The sequence below is a fragment of the Streptomyces sp. 6N223 genome (assembly GCF_052246635.1).
Lineage (GTDB): Bacteria > Actinomycetota > Actinomycetes > Streptomycetales > Streptomycetaceae > Streptomyces.
Genome location: NZ_JBQQCA010000015.1, coordinates 15,364 through 31,610 on the forward strand (window position 1 = coordinate 15,364; position 16,247 = coordinate 31,610).

Sequence of the window (16,247 nt, forward strand, 5' to 3'; positions counted from 1 at the left end):
GGGCGTGAGGGGCGTGAGGGGGCGTACGACGTGGAGCTGAGCGTCATCGGGGACAGCTGGGAGTGGCTGACCACGGCGCAGAACTGGCGGGGCGAGGCCGGGGCCTGGCACCGGCTGGGCGAGCACCTGTACCTGACGGGGGTCTGCCTGGCCATCTCCTGCGTGCTGGCCCTGCCGCTGGCCCTGTGGCTCGGGCACGGAGGCGGCCGCCGCTGGGGCGGGGCGCTGGCCGTCAACATCTCCAACGCCGGGCGCGCGGTGCCGACCTTCGCGGTGCTGGTGCTGCTCAGCATGGGCCCGCTGGGCGGCCACGGCGACCTGCCGACCATCATCGCGCTGGTGCTCTTCGCCGTCCCGCCGCTGCTGACCAACGCCTACGTCGGCGTGTCGGAGGCGGACGCCGAGGTGGTGCGGGCGGCCCGGGGCATGGGGATGTCGCCCTGGCAGCTGCTGACGCGCGTCGAGCTGCCCCTGGCGTTCCCGCTGGTCATGACGGGGGTGCGGACGGCGGCCGTGCAGATCGTCGCCACCGCGACGCTGGCCGCGCTGCCGGGCGGCGGCGGCCTGGGGCGCATCATCACCGCCGGGTTCGACACCAACCGGACGCCGCAGGTGGTGGCGGGCGCGGTGCTGGTGGCGCTGCTGGCACTGGCGGTGGAGGGCGTGCTGGCGCTGGCCGAGCGCGCCTGCGATCCGCTGCGGCGGCGTTCGCGGGGTTCACGGCGTTCGCTATCGCGTTCGACATCGGCGACGGAGACTGAAAGGCTGAGTCCGGCCGTGACAATGACCAAGGCGAAGACGGGGAGCGGAACACCGTGAAGGCACGGATGGCTGGAATGACCGCGAGCGCCGTGGCGCTGGTGCTCGCCGTGGCCGCCTGCGGCGGCGACAGCCTGGAGGAGGAAGGCGACAGCGGGGGCGGCGGCGACGGCGGCGACAAGGGCTCGCTGACCATCGGCGGCGCCAGCTTCACCGAGGCGACCATCATGGTCGAGCTCTACGCCCAGCTGCTGGAGCACAACGGGTACGACACGGACACGGAGACGGTCGAGAGCCGCGAGCTGTACGAGCCGCTGCTGGAGAGCGGCGAGATCGACATCGTGCCGGAGTACGCCGCGACGATGGCGGAGTTCCTCAACGACAAGGTCAACGGCGTCGACGCCCCGGACGTCGCCTCCGCCCATGCGGGGGACACGATCGCGGCGCTGCGGGACCTGGCCGAGCCGCTGGGCCTGACGGCGCTGAAGGGGGGCGGGGCGATCGACCAGAACGCCTTCGCCGTCCACGAGGAGTTCGCCGCCGAGCACGACCTGGAGACCCTCAGCGACCTGGGCGCCTCCGGCCTGCCGGTCCGCCTCGCGGCGGGCGACGACTGCCCCGAACGGCCCTTCTGCCAGCCGGGCCTTGAGGAGACCTACGGCATCGACATCGCCGAGCTCGACCCCAAGGGCGTTGGCACGGTGCAGGCCAAGCGGGCCGTGCAGAACGGCGAGGACGACATGGTGCTGGTCACCACGACCGACGGCACCCTTGAGGACTTCGACCTGGTGCTGCTGGAGGACGACAAGAACCTCCAGCTCGCCGACGTCGTGCTGCCCGTCGTCAACACCAGGAGCGCCGGGGACGAGGACATCGCCCACGTCCTGGACCAGCTGAGCATGGTGCTCACCACGCGGGACCTGATCGAGCTGAACCGCCAGGTGGACGCCGAACGCCGCACGGCGGAGGACGTGGCCCACGACTACCTGGAGGAGCAGGGCCTGTTGACGACCTGAGGCCCTGAAACTCAGTCCTGAGACACATATCGATAAACAGCGGGGAAGAGTCTCCCGGTGCCCTCCCACGCACCGGGCGGCCACGGTAGGTTTCGCCCATGGCACGTGGACGTCACCGGAACTCGGCACTACACCGGGTGCTGATCCCCGCAGCCGTGGGCGGGACGGCGGTCGCCTGCGCCGGCGCCTCCTGGTTCGTCGGGGGTGCGGCGGGCGACGGGGACGCTCTCGTGCTGCGTGCGCTGACGGGCGGGGCGGCCGTGGCCGCCGTGACGGGCGCGCTGCTGCTGCGGCGCTGGGACATCAGGGCCGGGCGCATCGTCGCCCGGGAGCGCGCCGCGAAGGCCGGGCTGAACTGGCGTAACGAGGAGCGGCAGGCGCGGCTGGAGCAGGCGCAGGACCAGATCGGCGCGCTGGAGGAGAAGATCTCGGCCAAGCGGGCCGACCTGGAGCGGCTGCGCAGCGAGCACGCCGAGCTGCTGCGCCGCTACGCCACGGCCGAGACCGAGCGGGCCAAGGCGCTGGAGGGCCGGCGGCTGCTGGCGCTGGAGGCCGCCGCGCCCGCGAAGGCGCTGGAGGCGCAGGCCACCGACCACCGCACCTCGGGCGGCGCCCCGACCCCGCTGACGTACCTCCAGGCGTACGAGGCGCTGGGCCACCTCTCCCGCAGCCTGGCCCGCCAGCGCGAGGAGTCGGAGGCGGAGACGGCGGCTGCGGCCGAGCGGGAACGCGAGGCGCGCGAGACGCGCGAGACGCGCGAGCGGTCGGCCGCCCACCTGGAGCCGGTGATGCCGCCGCCACAGCGCAACGGCAACTTCGACTTCTTCACTCCGTCGCGTGCACGTGGTGCCCGCTAGCCGGAAGACCTCCGGCAGAGTTAATCCGGCAGAGTCACCGAGCCATGATCAAGCTCATGGCCTCCGCCCGCGTGGCCGCGTCTCGCAGCTGGCCCCGGACAGCGGAGGTGGTGGTCTTTGCGCCGGGCTTGCGTACTCCGCGCATCGTCATGCACATGTGCTCGCACTCCACCACCACGATCACGCCCCGCGGCTCAAGGATGCGCATGAGGGAGTCGGCGACCTGGGTCGTCAGCCGCTCCTGCACCTGCGGGCGGCGGGCGAAGACATCGACCAGGCGCGCCAGCTTCGACAGGCCAGTGATCTTCCCATTGGCGGATGGAATGTAACCAACATGGGCATAGCCAACAAATGGGGTGAGATGGTGCTCGCATGAGCTCAGCACCTCGATGTCCTTCACCAGCACCATCTCGTCGTGGCCCAGGTCGAAGGTCGTCGTGAGGACGTCCTCGGGGCGCTGCCAGAGCCCGGCGAAGATCTCCCGGTACGCCCGCGCCACCCGGGCCGGGGTCTCCTTCAGGCCCTCCCGGTCCGGATCCTCGCCCACCGCGATGAGCAGCTCGCGGACGGCGTTCTCGGCACGCTTCTCGTCGAACTCACGGACGGGCCCCGCGGTCGTGTGGTCCATGTGGTCCTCGTTCTCTCGCACTATTCGCACACACGTGCGCGCCCCCCACGGTAGAACGTGGGGGGCGCGGGGGGCATTCCGGCATACGCCAACGCCTACGCCTCGGGACGGCGCTCCTCCAGCGGCGGCGCCGCGACCTCGGGGCCGGAGCCGTTGGCCAGGCTCAGCTCCTTGGCGGGGAAGGCCACCGGCGGCCGGGTCGAGGGCGTGCGCCGCGCGGAGCCGGTCCAGGCCGGGCGCGGCGGGCGCCTGACGATCGGCGCGAAGATGTCCGCCAGCTCGTCCTTGTTGAGGGTCTCCTTCTCCAGCAGCGCCAGCACGAGGTTGTCCAGCACGTCCCGGTTCTCCACCAGGATCTCCCAGGCCTCGTTGTGGGCGGTCTCGATCAGCTTCTTGACCTCCTCGTCCACCAGCCCGGCGACCTCCTCGGAGTAGTCGCGCTGGTGGCCCATCTCCTTGCCGAGGAAGGGCTCGGAGTTGTCGGAGCCGAACTTGATCGCGCCCAGGCGCTCGGTCATGCCGTACTGCGTGACCATGGCGCGGGCCGTGGCCGTGGCCTTCTCGATGTCGTTGCCCGCGCCCGTGGTCGGGTCGTGGAAGACCAGCTCCTCGGCGGCGCGCCCGCCCATCATGTAGACCAGCTGGTCCAGCAGCTCGTTGCGCGTCGTGGAGTACTTGTCCTCCTCGGGCAGCACCATGGTGTAGCCCAGGGCCCGGCCACGGGAGAGGATCGTCACCTTGTGCACCGGGTCGGCGTTCGGCGACGCCGCCGCCACCAGGGCGTGTCCACCCTCGTGGTACGCGGTGATCATCTTCTCCTTGTCGCTCATGATCCGCGTGCGCTTCTGCGGACCGGCGACGACGCGGTCGATGGCCTCGTCGAGGAACTTGTTGTCGATCAGCTTGGCGTTGCCGCGCGCGGCCAGCAGGGCCGCCTCGTTCAGCACGTTGCTGAGGTCGGCGCCGGTGAAGCCGGGGGTGCGGCGCGCCACGGCGCCCAGGTCGACGTCGGGGGCGACGGGCTTGCCCTTCTGGTGGACCTTGAGGATCTCCAGGCGCCCCTGCATGTCGGGCCGGTCCACCGCGACCTGCCGGTCGAAGCGGCCGGGCCGCAGCAGCGCCGGGTCGAGGATGTCGGGCCGGTTGGTGGCCGCGATCAGGATCACGCCGCCCTTGACGTCGAAGCCGTCCATCTCGACGAGGAGCTGGTTCAGCGTCTGCTCGCGCTCGTCGTGGCCGCCGCCCATGCCGGCGCCGCGGTGGCGGCCGACGGCGTCGATCTCGTCGACGAAGACGATGGCCGGGGCGTTCGCCTTGGCCTGCTCGAACAGGTCGCGGACCCGGGAGGCGCCGACACCGACGAACATCTCGACGAAGTCGGAGCCGGAGATCGAGTAGAACGGCACGCCCGCCTCGCCCGCGACCGCGCGGGCCAGCAGCGTCTTGCCGGTGCCGGGCGGGCCGTACAGCAGCACGCCCTTGGGGATCTTGGCGCCGACGGCCTGGAACTTCGCGGGCTCCTGCAGGAACTCCTTGATCTCCTGGAGCTCCTCCACGGCCTCGTCGGCCCCGGCCACGTCGGTGAAGGTGGTCTTGGGGGTGTCCTTGGTGATGAGCTTCGCCTTGGACTTGCCGAAGTTCATCACGCGGGAGCCGCCGCCCTGCATCTGGTTCATCAGGAACAGGAAGACGATGATGATCAGCAGGAACGGCAGGATCGACAGCAGCATCCCGACGAACGGGTTCTGCGACTGGGGCGAGACGTTGTACCCGTCCGGCAGCTGGCCTTCCTGGTACTTCTGCTGCAGGGTGTCGGCCAGGCGCTCGCCCTGGTTGTCGATGTAGTCCGCCTGGACCTTCTCGCTGCCCTGGATCTCCTGGCCGTCTCGCAGCTCGACCTTGATGGTGTTCTCGTCGCCGGTGGTGAGCTCGGCCGACCTGACGCGGTTGTTGTCGATCGCCTGGACGACCTCGCCGGTGTCGACGTTCTTGTAGCCCTCGGAGGAGCTGAACACCTGCATCAGCAGGATCACGGCGAGGACGGCCAGCACGATCCACATCACTGGCCCACGGAAGTAGCGCTTCACGTTTATCCACACGGGGCGGCGCGGGCCCCGTCCCTCCTGCCAACGGTGAGGTGTCCTTGGGTCGGCCGATACGCGCCCGGCCAAACTGCCTAACTAACGCGACGGTACCCCAGCACCGCCCGCCCACGCTGCCGGGCGTCGATACCGCCGGGGAACCCCTTGCGTTCCCTTCGCTCCAACGGTAAAGCGGGCCGCTATGTTCCCGTCCAGTCGCGGGCGGTCGCGGGCGGTCGCCGTCCGTCGCGTTCCGTCGCGCTTCAGTCGCGGTAGATGTGGGGCGCGAGCGTGCCGACGAAGGGCAGGTTCCGGTACCGCTCGGCGTAGTCCAGGCCGTACCCGACGACGAACTCGTTGGGGATGTCGAAGCCGACCCACTCCACGTCGATGTCCACCTCCACCGCGTCCGGCTTGCGCAGCAGCGCGCAGACCTTGAGCGAGGCGGGGCCCCGGGACCCCAGGTTCGACAGCAGCCAGGAGAGGGTCAGCCCGGAGTCGATGATGTCCTCGACGATCAGCACGTCGCGGCCCTGGATGTCGGTGTCCAGGTCCTTGAGGATCCGCACCACGCCCGAGGACTGGGTGCCGGCGCCGTAGGACGACACCGCCATCCAGTCCATGGTCAGCGGCGAGGACAGCGCGCGGGCCAGGTCGGCCATGACCATGACCGCCCCCTTCAGCACGCCGACGAGGAGCAGGTCCTTGCCCGCGTACGCCGCGTCGATCTTGGCGGCCAGCTCGGCAAGCTTGGCGTCGATCTCTTCCTTGGTGATGAGGACCGACTGAAGATCGGCCCCCAGGTCTTTCTCTCGCACCCGCGCTGCTGCTCTCTCGTGGCTGTCGAGGCTCTCGTGGCCCGATGGCCTTGCGGCCTACTGGCTTGCTCGCTGGAGCACCAGTCTGCCACCCTGCCGCCGCGCTTCGACGCGGCCCGGCAGATTCAGCGGACGCTGGCCGCGCCAGGCCGTGATCAGGCGGTCGGTCTCCTCGATGTGCCGGGCGAAGAGCGACCCGGCCGGGGCGCCCGCGTCGATCGCCGCCAGCCGCAGCACCCGGCGGCGCACGGCGGCGGGCAGCTCGTGCAGCGCGGCGACGTCGAGCCCGCCGTCGGCCCGGCTGGCGGCCCGCAGCGCGTGGCGGGCCCAGTCGTCGAGCGCGTCCGCGTCGTCCCGCGACAGCCACGCCGTGCGCGCCAGCGCCTCGACGACGCCGCGCCCCAGGGCCTTCTCCAGCACGGGCAGCGCCTCGTGCCGCACGCGGGAGCGGGTGTAGGAGGGATCGGCGTTGTGCGGGTCGTCCCACACCGGAAGCGACTGCACGAGGCACGCCTTGCGCGTGGTCTGCCGGTCGACGCCCAGGAACGGCCGCCGGTACCGGTGCGGTGCGCCGCCCGCCGCGTCCGGGCGGCCGCCGGCGGGCGCCGTGACGCCGGGGAAGGACGCGGCCATGCCGGCCAGGGAGCGGATGCCGGAGCCCCTGGCGAGGCCGAGGAGCACCGTTTCCGCCTGGTCGTCGCGGGTGTGGCCCAGCAGGACGGCCGCCGCGCCGTGGCGGTCGGCGGCGGCGTCGAGGGCGGCGTACCTGGCCGTGCGGGCGGCGGCCTCCGGGCCGCCGGAGCGGCCGACGGAGACCGTGACGGCCTCCACGGGGTCCAGGCCGAGGTCGGCCAGCCGCTCGGCGACCTCGCGGGCGCGGGCGGCGGAGCCCGGCTGGAGTCCGTGATCGATCGTGACGCCCCCGGCGCGCAGGCCGAGGCGCGGCGCCTCGAAGGCGAGGGCGGAGGCCAGCGCCACGGAGTCGGCGCCGCCGGAGCAGGCCACGAGGATGAGAGGGGGGTCGGCGGGGGTGCCGGCGCTGGAGTCGGCCTGGATCTGGAAGTCGGAGTCGGAGGGGGCTTCGGAGGGGGCTTCGGCGGGGGAGTCGGCGGGGCGGTCGTTCAGCTCGCTGAGGACGTCGTGCAGAACGCGGCGTACCGCCAGGCGTATCGCCGCGACCGCGGGGTGGGGACCCATATCCGCATCACTTCTTTCTGGGGGCTTCCGGGGGCTTCCTGGGGACTTCGACCGGAGTCTTCGACCAGAGCCCTGTCACGCTGGGTGCGTAAATGGTGACAGAGTCGCGCGGTATCCCGAGCATCGCACGCCAGGTATGCCGCCACGGTCCCTCGTACGAGTGATGTTGCGGGTGTTCCGCCCTCAACCGCCCGCCCCGCGCCTGAAGATGCGCGGCCGCCGCACGCCTACGCGGCGCCCGGGCGCACCCGTGCGACCCACCGCTCGGGTTTGGCGATCTCGTCCTTGGTGGGGAGGGTGTTCGGCGAGGTCCACACCTTGTTGAAGCCGTCCATGCCCGCCTGCTCGACGACCGTGCGCACGAAGCGCTCGCCGTCCTTGTACTGCCGCAGCTTCGCGTCCAGGCCCAGCAGCCGCCGCAGCGCCCGGTCCAGGCGGCCCGCGCCGGTCTGGCGGCGCCGGGTGAACTTCTCCCGGATCTCCGCCACCGTCGGCACCACGTCGGGCCCCACGCCGTCCATCACGTAGTCCGCGTGGCCCTCCAGCAGCGACATGACGGCCGTGACGCGCTCCAGGATCTCCCGCTGTCCGGGGGTCTGCACCAGGTCGACGAAGCCGCCGCCCAAGCCTCCCGCGCCGCCGTCCGAGTCGGCGGCCTCCTGATCCTGGCCCTTCTCCTGGCCCCTCTCCTGCCCCTTGCCGCCGCCCGTCATGGACTGCACCGCCTGCCGGATGCGCTCCACCAGCGTGCCCGGGTCGACGTCCGCCTCCCGCAGGAACGCCTGGATCTCGCCCTCCAGGTGCTCCTTCAGCCACGGCACCGCCGTGAACTGCGTGCGGTGCGTCTCCTCGTGCAGGCACACCCACAGCCGGAAGTCGTGCGGCGCCACGTCCAGCTCGCGCTCCACGTGCACGATGTTCGGCGCCACCAGCAGCAGCCGCCCGCCGCCCGCCGCCGGAAGCTGAGGGCTGGCCGGGGCGAAGGTCTCGTACTGGCCCAGCACCCGCGAGGAGAGGAACGACAGCAGCATCCCGACCTCCACGCCGGTCACCTTGCTGCCCACCACGCTCAGCGCCACGCCGCCGGGCGTGGCCGACCGCCGCTCCCGCACCCGCTGCATCAGCGGCTGGAGCACCTCGCGGAAGCCGGCGACGTTGGCCCGCACCCAGCCGGGCCGGTCCACCACCAGCACGGGCGTGTCCACCGCGCCCGAGTCCATGCGGGTGAACGCGCGGACGTGCCGCTCCGAGGTGACCGCGTGCCGCCGCAGCTCGGCGACGACCGCCCGGGCCTCGTCGCGGCTCACCTCCGGCCCGGGGCGGGCGATGCGGGTCGCCGTGGACACCGCGAGATTCCAGTCCACCAGGTCGGGTGCGCCGAGACTCGTCATGTCGTCAACGGTACGGCCCGTCCGGGACAAGCGTTAGTGGCGGCCGGCCGCCGCTCTAGCGGCAGGCGCAGCTCGCGAGCGTCGCGGCGGCCGTGTCCAGCGCGGCCTGGGCGGCGACGGGATCGGTGGTCTCCTCCGCCAGGAAGGCGAACGCCAGCACCCGCCCGTTCGGGGTGATGGCGGTCCCGGCCAGGGAGTTGACGCCGGTGAGCGTGCCCGTCTTGGCCCGCACCAGGCCCGCGCCCGCGCCCGCGGGCGTTCCGCCGTCCGGGTCGTAGCGGTCGGCCAGCGTGCCGGTGAAGCCCGCCACGGGCAGCCCCGTCAGGACGGGCCGCAGCGCGGGCCGCCGGGCGTCGGCGGCCAGCCGCAGGGCGCCGGTCAGCAGCTCGGCGGTGACGCGGCCCGCGCGGTCCAGGCCGCTGCCGTCGGCGATGCGTACGCCGTCACCGCCCGCCGCCGGCAGGCCCAGCTCGGCGAGCTGCGCGGAGACGGCGCGCCGCAGGCCCGCCGCGTCGCCGTCGTGGCCGGTGGCGAGCGCGACGTGGCGGCCGAGCGCCTCGGCCAGGTCGTTGTCGCTGTGGGTGAGCATCTCCTCCACGAGCGTGGACAGCGGCGCGGAGCGGTGCACCGCCAGCGTCTCGGCGTCCTCGGGCGCGGCGCCGACGCGGCCGGGCCCGCCGGTGACGCGCACCCCGGCGTCCCGCAGGTACCCGGCGAACTCGTCGGCGGCCTCGGTGGCCGGGTCGGGGGCGCGCGGCGCCGGGCCGGTCTCGCTGTCGTCGAGGCGGCCCGCGTCGACCTGGAGGGGGGTGATGGGCGCGATGTTGTCGTTGATGCCGATGGGGTGCAGCTCGGTGGCGTAGAGCGAGGCGTCGAAGCCGACGGACACCGGGCCGCCGCCGTCGCCCGGCAGCGCCGCGGCGGCGTCCTCGGCCAGCGCCCTGAGGTCCTCCGACCGGAGGGTCGTGTCGCCGCCGCCGACCAGCACGACGCGCTCGTGCCCGGCGTCCCACAGGGCGGTGGTGGTCAGCCGGTGGTCGGCGCCCAGGGTGTGCAGGGCGGCGACGCCGGTGAGGATCTTGACCGTCGAGGCGGGGGTCATCGGGCCGCCCGCGCCGTCGGCGTACAGCTCGCGGCCGGTGGCGATGTCGATGACGGAGCCGGTGGCGCCCGCGCCGAGCGCGGCGTCGTCCAGGGCCGGGCCCAGGGCGTTCGCCAGCGCCCGCTCGCCGGGCAGGCCGGCGCCGCCGTCGCCGCCCTCGCCGCCCTCGCCGCCGGCGTCCGTGCCGAGGGGCGCCAGCACCCGCTCGGCCTGCGCCGCCGGGATGACGCCCGCGACCGGATCGGGCTCCACCGGCTCGCCCGCCTCCGCGGCGGCCCGGCGTTCGGCCTCCCGCTGGCCCGCGTCCCACGGGCCCGTCAGGGCGACCGCCACGGCGGCCAACGCCAGCCCGGCCGCCGCCGCGCCCATCGCCAGCCGCCACGTCGCCGCGTGCCGGCGATACCGCCGCGCAACCGCCTCTGCCGCCCCGCGCACGCTACGACCAGCCCCTTTCGCGATCCGAAACCTGCGTGAGGGACACTTAACCACCTGTCGCTGTGCACGGAGCTGTAAAACGGTTAAGGAGTGCCCCAGGTGGAGTTCGACGTCACCATCGAGATCCCGAAGGGTTCGAAGAACAAGTACGAGGTGGACCACAAGTCCGGCCGCATGCGGCTGGACCGCCACCTGTTCACCTCGACGGTCTACCCGGCGGACTACGGCTTCGTCGACGGCACGCTGGGCGAGGACGGCGATCCGCTGGACGCGCTGGTGCTGCTGGAGGAGCCGACGTTCCCCGGCTGCCTCATCCTGTGCCGGGCGATCGGCATGTTCCGGATGCGGGACGAGGCGGGCGGCGACGACAAGCTGCTGTGCGTGCCGGCGTCCGACCCCCGGATGGAGCACCTGCGGGACATCCACCACGTGGCCGAGTTCGACCGGCTGGAGATCCAGCACTTCTTCGAGGTCTACAAGGACCTGGAGCCCGGGAAGTCCGTGGAGGGCGCGAACTGGGTGGGCCGGACGGAGGCCGAGGCGGAGATCGAGGCCTCGTTCAAGCGCGCGGTGGAGGCGGGCAGCCACCACTGACGCACCACTGACGCACCACCTCTCGCACGGCGGGGTTACGCCATAACGTTCGGCGGCGAGTCCGTGGCCGCCCCGGAGGTGCTGCTCCTGGCGGGCGTCGTCGGCTGCGTCACCGGCCTCCGTCCGGCCCACTGACCTCCGGACGACGGGGCGGGCGGCGCCACCACAGGTTGCGGCGGGCTGGGGGCGTGTCGGTCCACATGCGTGCATCACCTCTGATGGTCACTGGGGACGCGAGAAACCCGCGGGGAGGGACAGGGGGCTGAACCCTCCCCGCGGGGGGAACCGGACGGTGGGTCGCGGTGCCGCCGCGCCCAGAGTGCTCATCCGCGCTGAAACGTGGCTGATTTCGTGCTGAGTTGGCCGCTAGTCTGTTCGCCTCGTCGGGATTCTGACGGTGCTTCGGGGGAGATGGGGCGACGATCGTGGACGGCGTTGAGTTCCGTCTCTTGGGATCGGTGGGCGTCTGGGCCAAAGGCCGGTGCCTGGGGCCGCCCACCGCCCAGCAGCGGACCGTGCTGGCGACCCTGCTGCTGGAGCCGGGCCGGCCGGTGCCGGTCGCCCGGCTGGAGACCGCGCTGTGGGGCAGCGAGCCGCCGGAGTCGTCGCGCAACGCCGTGCAGGGGCACATCTCGCGGCTGCGGCGGCTCCTGGCGCCGTTCCTCCCCGAGGTCGAGCTGGCGACCTCGGCGCGCGGCTACTGCCTCACGGCGGAGCGCGAGCGCGTCGACCTGCACCGCTTCCGGAAGCTGGTGCGCGAGGCGCGCGGCGCGGAGAAGGGCGCGGAGCGGGGGTCGGGAAAGGGCGCCTACCACGCGAGCGTGCAGCTGCGCACGGCGCTGGCGCTGTGGCACGGCCCGCCGCTCGCGGACGTCGCGGGCCGGTGGCTGCCGGAGGCGGTGGCGCCCGGCATGGAGGAGGAGCGGCTGTCGGCGCTGGAGCGCCGCGCCGCGCTCGACCTGCGGCTGGGGCGGCACCAGGAGGTGGCGGCGGAGCTGTCGGCGCTGGTGGCCGAGGACCCGCTGCGGGAGCGGCTGGTGTCGCTGCTGATGACGGCCCTGCTGCGCTGCCACCGGCGGACGGACGCGCTGGCCGTCTTCCGCCGCGTGAGGCAGCGGTTCGCGGACGAGCTGGGCATCGAGCCGGGCGAGGAGCTGCAACGCCTCCACCAGGCGATCCTCGCGGGCCGGACGGCGGCGGCGGAGGCGGCGGAGGCGGGCGGGGCCGAGGACGAGCAGACGGCCGGCAGCGGAGGGCCGGAGGAACCGGCGGGCGAGGCCACGCCCGAGGCGGCTCCGGCAGCGGCGTTCGCCGTGCCGAGGCATCTCCCGCCGGACACCGAGCCGTTCACCGCCCGCGAGGACGAGCTGGCCGCCCTCGACGAGCTGGCCCTGCCTCCCCCGGCGGCTACGCCCCCGTTGCCGGGGAGACCCCCCCTGCCCGGCCACGCGACGGCGCCGTGCGTCATCACCGGCACCGGAGGCGTCGGCAAGACCTCCCTCGCCGTGCACTGGGCGCACCGCGTGAGCGACCGCTTCCCCGACGGCCAGCTGTATGTCAACCTCCAGGGCTTCGGCCCCACCTACTTCGCCCGCTCCCCCGCCGAGGCGGTACGCCTCTTCCTGGACGCCCTTCAGGTGCCGCCGCAGCGCATCCCCACCACGCTGGAGGCGCGGGTGGGGCTCTACCGCAGCCTGCTGGCCGAACGCCGCATGCTGATCCTGCTCGACAACGCCCTCGACTCCGACCAGGTCAGGCCCCTGCTGCCGAACTCCCCCGGCTGCCTGGTGCTGGTGACCAGCCGCGCCGAGCTGACCGGCCTCGTCGCGGTCGAGGGCGCCCGCACGCTCTCGCTCGGCCTGCTGCCGCCCGCGCACTCCCGCGAGCTGCTCGTCCGCCGGCTCGGCGAGGACACGGTGGCCGCCGAGCCGGCGGCGGTGGCCGACATCGTCTCCCGCTGCGCGGGCCTGCCGCTGGCGCTGGCCATCGTGGCCGCCCGGGCGCGCGCCCGCCCGGCGTTCCCGCTCGCCGCGCTCACCTCGGGCCCGGACGGCCTCGACGGCGGCCTCGACGGTTCCGACGGCCCCGACGGCCCCGACGGCCTCGGCGATTCCGGGAGTGGAGAGAGCCTGGACGTCTTCGACGGCGGCGACGCCAACACCAACGTCCGCACGGTGTTCTCGTGGTCCTACCGGGCCCTCAGCCCGGACGCCGCCCGCCTGTTCCGGCTGCGCGGCCTGGTCCCCGGCCCCGAGATCTCCACCGCCGCGGCGGCCAGCCTCGCCGGCATCCCGGTGCGCGACGCCCACCGCCTGCTGACCGAGCTGACCCGTGCCCACCTGGCCACCGAGCCCTCCCCCGGCCGCTACGGCTGGCACGACCTGCTCTGGGCGTACGCCGAGGAGCTGACCCGCCTCCACGACTCCGAGGACGAACGCCGCGAGGCCCTGCACCGCCTCCTCGACCACTACCTGCACAGCGCCGGCCGCGGCGACCGGCTGCTGGACCTGTACCACCGGGTTCCGCTCACGCTCGCCCCGCCCAGGCCCGGCGTCACCCTGGCCCGCATCGCCGACCGGGCGCAGAGCCTGGCGTGGTTCGGCCGCGAGCACCGGATGCTGCTGGCGGCGATCCGGCTCGCCGCGCGCAGCGGCTTCGACACGCACGCCTGGCAGCTGGCCGGCGCGGCCTGGGGCTTCCTGTCGCAGGAGGGGCGTTCGGACGACCAGGCCGCCATGCACCACATCGCGCTCCAGGCGGCCGAACGCCTCTCCGACCCGGCCGCGGCGGCGCACGCGCACGTCGGGCTGGCGCAGGCGCTGATCCGGCTGGGGCAGGACGGGGAGAGCGAGGCGCACCTGCGCCAGGCGCTGGCGCTGTTCGGCGGCCTGGGGGACCACATCGGGCAGGGCGGGCAGGGCGTCTGCTACGTCTACCTGTCCGTGCTGGAGGACCGGTGCGGCCGGTACGCCGAGGGCCTGCGGCTGAGCGAGGAGGCGCTGCGGCTCTACCGGGCGGCGGGCGACCGGGCGGGCGAGGGCAGGACCCTGAACAACGTCGGCTGGTTCCACGCGCAGCTCGGGGCGTACGGGGAGGCGCTGCGCTGCTGCGAGGAGGCGCTGGCGATCCACCGGGAGCTGGGAGACATGCCCGGTGAGTCGGCGACGCTGGACAGCATCGGGTACATCCACCACCGGCTGGGGCAGTACGAGGAGGCGATCGCCTACTACCGGCGGTCGCTGGCGTGGCGGCGGGGGTGGAAGCGGGCGCTGGGCGCGCGGACGCTGCGCAAGCTGGGGGAGGCGCAGCTGGCGGCGGGCCACCGGGAGGAGGGGCAGCGCACGCTGCGGCGCGCGCTCGCGCTCCTGGACGAGCTCGCCCCCGGCGACGCGAGGGCGCTGCGCGCGCGCCTTCACGGGCTCGCCGAGCCCGAACGCGACCCGGCGGCGGGCTAACGCCCGCCAGCCGCATCCGGGGCTGGGCGCCGTCGTCGGCGAGCCCTCCGAATCCCGTGGTGCGGGCAGTCTCCGCCAAGGGCGGAGGGTGGGCACACCACGGGCGGCAGGCGACGGCCCGCACATGCCCAGGGGGCCTGGGGGCGGAGCCCCCAGGCCGGGGCCCGGGGCGGAGCCCCCGGGCCCCGTCGTCAGAAGCCGCGCGTGCGCTTCGCGCCCCTGCGGCCGATGGGCGTGAACTGGCCCGGCGTGCTGATGAAGAGGCGCGCGAGCTCCCCGCCCAGGTTGACGCCGATCGCGATCGCCAGCGCCAGCGTCACCGCCCGCAGCAGGAAGTCGAGCCCCGTGTCGACATTCCCCTGAGCAAACCCCAGCAGCCCCAGATACACCGCGCTCCCCGGCAGCAGCGGCCCGATCGCCGCCGTCACGTACGGCAGCGACGACGTGAAGCGATACCGCGACAGCAGCTGCCCGAAGAGGCCCACCATCCCCGCCGCCACCGCCGTCGCCGCGAACGGCGACAGCCCGGCCGTGTCGTGCATCGCGCCGAAGACCACCCACGCCACGCCCCCGTTCAGCGTGGCCGGGATCAGCGTGCCCTTCTCCTGTTGCAGCAGCACACAGAAGGTCAGCGACAGCAGCAGCGCCGCCGCGAGCTGCGTCGCGGGCCGGGTGACGGCCTCCAGCAGCACGTCCGGGTCCAGCGTCACCCCCGACGTCTCCCCCATGTACAGCACCGCCAGCACCCCGCAGATGATGCCGACGCTGAGGTAGACGACCTCCAGCAGGCGGGCGGAGGCCGTCAGGTAGTAGCCCGTCAGCCCGTCGTGGACCGCCGCGACCAGCGCCCGCCCCGGGATCAGCGCGAAGAGCCCGCCGGTGATCATCGCGGCCGCCTCGACCTCCCCGCTGTGAGTCGGGTGCGCCACGGCCCACCCGATCCCGACCGCCGCCGGGGCCATCGCGAACGCCACGAACTGGTAGAACTCCGGCAGCGCGCGGCTCGCCGCCAGCCACGCCAGCCGGTCCCCGACCATCGCGCCGAGCGCCGCCAGCAGGAAGACCCACCAGTCGCCGCCGACCAGCACGCTGGCCGACCCGGCCAGCAGCCCGCTCGCGAAGGTCAGCTGCCACTTCGAGTACGGGTGCCGGTTGCGGCGTATCGTCGCCAGCCGCCCGTACGCCTCCTCCAGCGTCACCTGCTCCGACTCCGAGCAGATGTCGTCCACCAGCCGGAAGACGGCGGCCAGCCGGGTGTAGTCCGTGCCCCGCCGCCGCACCGTGCGGCTCAGCGAGACCGAGGGATCGACGAGCGAGGGCTGGTGGGTGACGGAGAGCAGTGTGAAGGTGACCGTGACCTCGCAGCGGTCCAGGCCGTACGCGTGCGTGACGCCGAACATCGCCGCCTCGACGTCCTCCGCGCCCTCGCCGCCCGCCAGCAGCAGCTCGCCGATGCGCAGCGTCAGGTCCAGCACGCGCGGCACGGGCGGGGAGGCCTCCTCGCCCTCGCCGCGCGCCTCGCGGGCGGCGGGCGCGGGCCGCTCGGACAGCGGCAGCCGCACCATCGCCCGCATCCGGTCATGCCAGGGCGCCCCGCGCGCGAACTGCGGAATGCCCTGCGGCGGCGTGAAGTCGCTGCGCGGCGGCGCCTCGGGCGGGGCGAGGCTCAGGCCCTCGGGGACGGCGAACTCCGAGGTCGGGTGCTCGTCGGCGGGCGGCGACGGCGGCCTCAGCCCTTCCGGGACCGCGAACCCCGACGTGGACTCCACGTCCCGGCTGTCCCAGTCGCCCCGGCTGTCCCGGGCGTCCCGGACGCCCCGGTCCCCGTCGCCCTCCGCCGACCCCCGGCTCTCCCCGGCCACTTCCGCCTCGCTCCCTCTGACGCTCCCTCCGGTCACCTTCCTTTCGCAGGAT

General features: G+C 73.7%; 12 protein-coding genes. 5 read left to right on the plus strand and 7 right to left on the minus strand.

What is annotated here, in order from left to right; translation table 11 throughout:
* Window positions 1-36 precede the first annotated feature (36 nt).
* From ACTWQH_RS11985 to ACTWQH_RS11995, 3 genes are all read left to right on the plus strand, one after another.
* The gene (locus ACTWQH_RS11985) at window positions 37-819 is read left to right on the plus strand and encodes an ABC transporter permease (RefSeq protein ID WP_443286551.1); all 783 of its coding nucleotides are present in this window, start codon (window positions 37-39) and stop codon (window positions 817-819) included.
* 8 nt (window positions 820-827) lie between these two features.
* Complete coding sequence (locus ACTWQH_RS11990; protein WP_443286438.1) at window positions 828-1,775, plus strand: ABC transporter substrate-binding protein; 948 nt, start codon at window positions 828-830, stop codon at window positions 1,773-1,775.
* A gap of 98 nt (window positions 1,776-1,873) precedes the next feature.
* Window positions 1,874-2,632 (plus strand): hypothetical protein, encoded by a 759-nt coding sequence (locus tag ACTWQH_RS11995; protein WP_443286439.1) that lies wholly within the window; start codon window positions 1,874-1,876, stop codon window positions 2,630-2,632.
* Between the two features lie 34 nt (window positions 2,633-2,666).
* Here ACTWQH_RS11995 and folE read toward each other — a convergent pair whose 3' ends face one another.
* From folE to dacB, 6 genes are all read right to left on the minus strand, one after another.
* Window positions 2,667-3,260 (minus strand): GTP cyclohydrolase I FolE, encoded by a 594-nt coding sequence (folE, locus tag ACTWQH_RS12000; protein ID WP_443286440.1) that lies wholly within the window; start codon window positions 3,258-3,260, stop codon window positions 2,667-2,669.
* Window positions 3,261-3,355: 95 nt separating this feature from the next.
* Window positions 3,356-5,353, minus strand: a complete 1,998-nt coding sequence (ftsH, locus tag ACTWQH_RS12005; protein WP_443286552.1) for an ATP-dependent zinc metalloprotease FtsH — start codon at window positions 5,351-5,353, stop codon at window positions 3,356-3,358.
* A gap of 251 nt (window positions 5,354-5,604) precedes the next feature.
* A complete protein-coding gene (gene hpt, locus ACTWQH_RS12010) occupies window positions 5,605-6,159 on the minus strand; it encodes a hypoxanthine phosphoribosyltransferase (protein ID WP_443286441.1) in 555 nt (184 codons plus the stop codon).
* 57 nt (window positions 6,160-6,216) lie between these two features.
* Window positions 6,217-7,356, minus strand: a complete 1,140-nt coding sequence (tilS, locus tag ACTWQH_RS12015) for a tRNA lysidine(34) synthetase TilS (RefSeq protein WP_443286442.1) — start codon at window positions 7,354-7,356, stop codon at window positions 6,217-6,219.
* 227 nt (window positions 7,357-7,583) lie between these two features.
* Window positions 7,584-8,747 carry a zinc-dependent metalloprotease gene (locus ACTWQH_RS12020; RefSeq protein ID WP_443286443.1) on the minus strand — a complete coding sequence of 388 codons (1,164 nt, stop codon included), beginning with the start codon at window positions 8,745-8,747 and terminating at the stop codon, window positions 7,584-7,586.
* Window positions 8,748-8,802: 55 nt separating this feature from the next.
* A complete protein-coding gene (gene dacB / locus ACTWQH_RS12025; protein ID WP_443286553.1) occupies window positions 8,803-10,218 on the minus strand; it encodes a D-alanyl-D-alanine carboxypeptidase/D-alanyl-D-alanine endopeptidase in 1,416 nt (471 codons plus the stop codon).
* Window positions 10,219-10,383: 165 nt separating this feature from the next.
* On the opposite strand from dacB, the gene ACTWQH_RS12030 reads away from it, so the two are divergent.
* On the plus strand, window positions 10,384-10,878 hold the full coding sequence (locus tag ACTWQH_RS12030; protein WP_443286444.1) for an inorganic diphosphatase: 495 nt from the start codon (window positions 10,384-10,386) through the stop codon (window positions 10,876-10,878).
* 458 nt (window positions 10,879-11,336) lie between these two features.
* On the plus strand, window positions 11,337-14,333 hold the full coding sequence (locus ACTWQH_RS12035) for an AfsR/SARP family transcriptional regulator (RefSeq protein WP_443286445.1): 2,997 nt from the start codon (window positions 11,337-11,339) through the stop codon (window positions 14,331-14,333).
* Window positions 14,334-14,524: 191 nt separating this feature from the next.
* Here the strand turns inward: ACTWQH_RS12035 and ACTWQH_RS12040 are convergent, their stop codons facing one another.
* Complete coding sequence (locus ACTWQH_RS12040; RefSeq protein ID WP_443286446.1) at window positions 14,525-16,195, minus strand: threonine/serine ThrE exporter family protein; 1,671 nt, start codon at window positions 16,193-16,195, stop codon at window positions 14,525-14,527.
* Between the last annotated feature and the right edge of the window lie 52 nt (window positions 16,196-16,247).

What these genes read in the sequence shown, in the direction of transcription:
- ACTWQH_RS11990 (WP_443286438.1), top strand. Translation starts at nt 828, where the DNA reads ATGGCTGGAATGACCGCGAGCGCCGTGGCGCTGGTGCTCGCCGTGGCC.
- ACTWQH_RS11995 (WP_443286439.1), top strand. Translation starts at nt 1,874, where the DNA reads ATGGCACGTGGACGTCACCGGAACTCGGCACTACACCGGGTGCTGATC.
- folE (WP_443286440.1), bottom strand. Translation starts at nt 3,260, where the DNA reads ATGGACCACACGACCGCGGGGCCCGTCCGTGAGTTCGACGAGAAGCGT.
- tilS (WP_443286442.1), bottom strand. Translation starts at nt 7,356, where the DNA reads ATGGGTCCCCACCCCGCGGTCGCGGCGATACGCCTGGCGGTACGCCGC.
- ACTWQH_RS12020 (WP_443286443.1), bottom strand. Translation starts at nt 8,747, where the DNA reads ATGACGAGTCTCGGCGCACCCGACCTGGTGGACTGGAATCTCGCGGTG.
- dacB (WP_443286553.1), bottom strand. Translation starts at nt 10,218, where the DNA reads ATGGGCGCGGCGGCGGCCGGGCTGGCGTTGGCCGCCGTGGCGGTCGCC.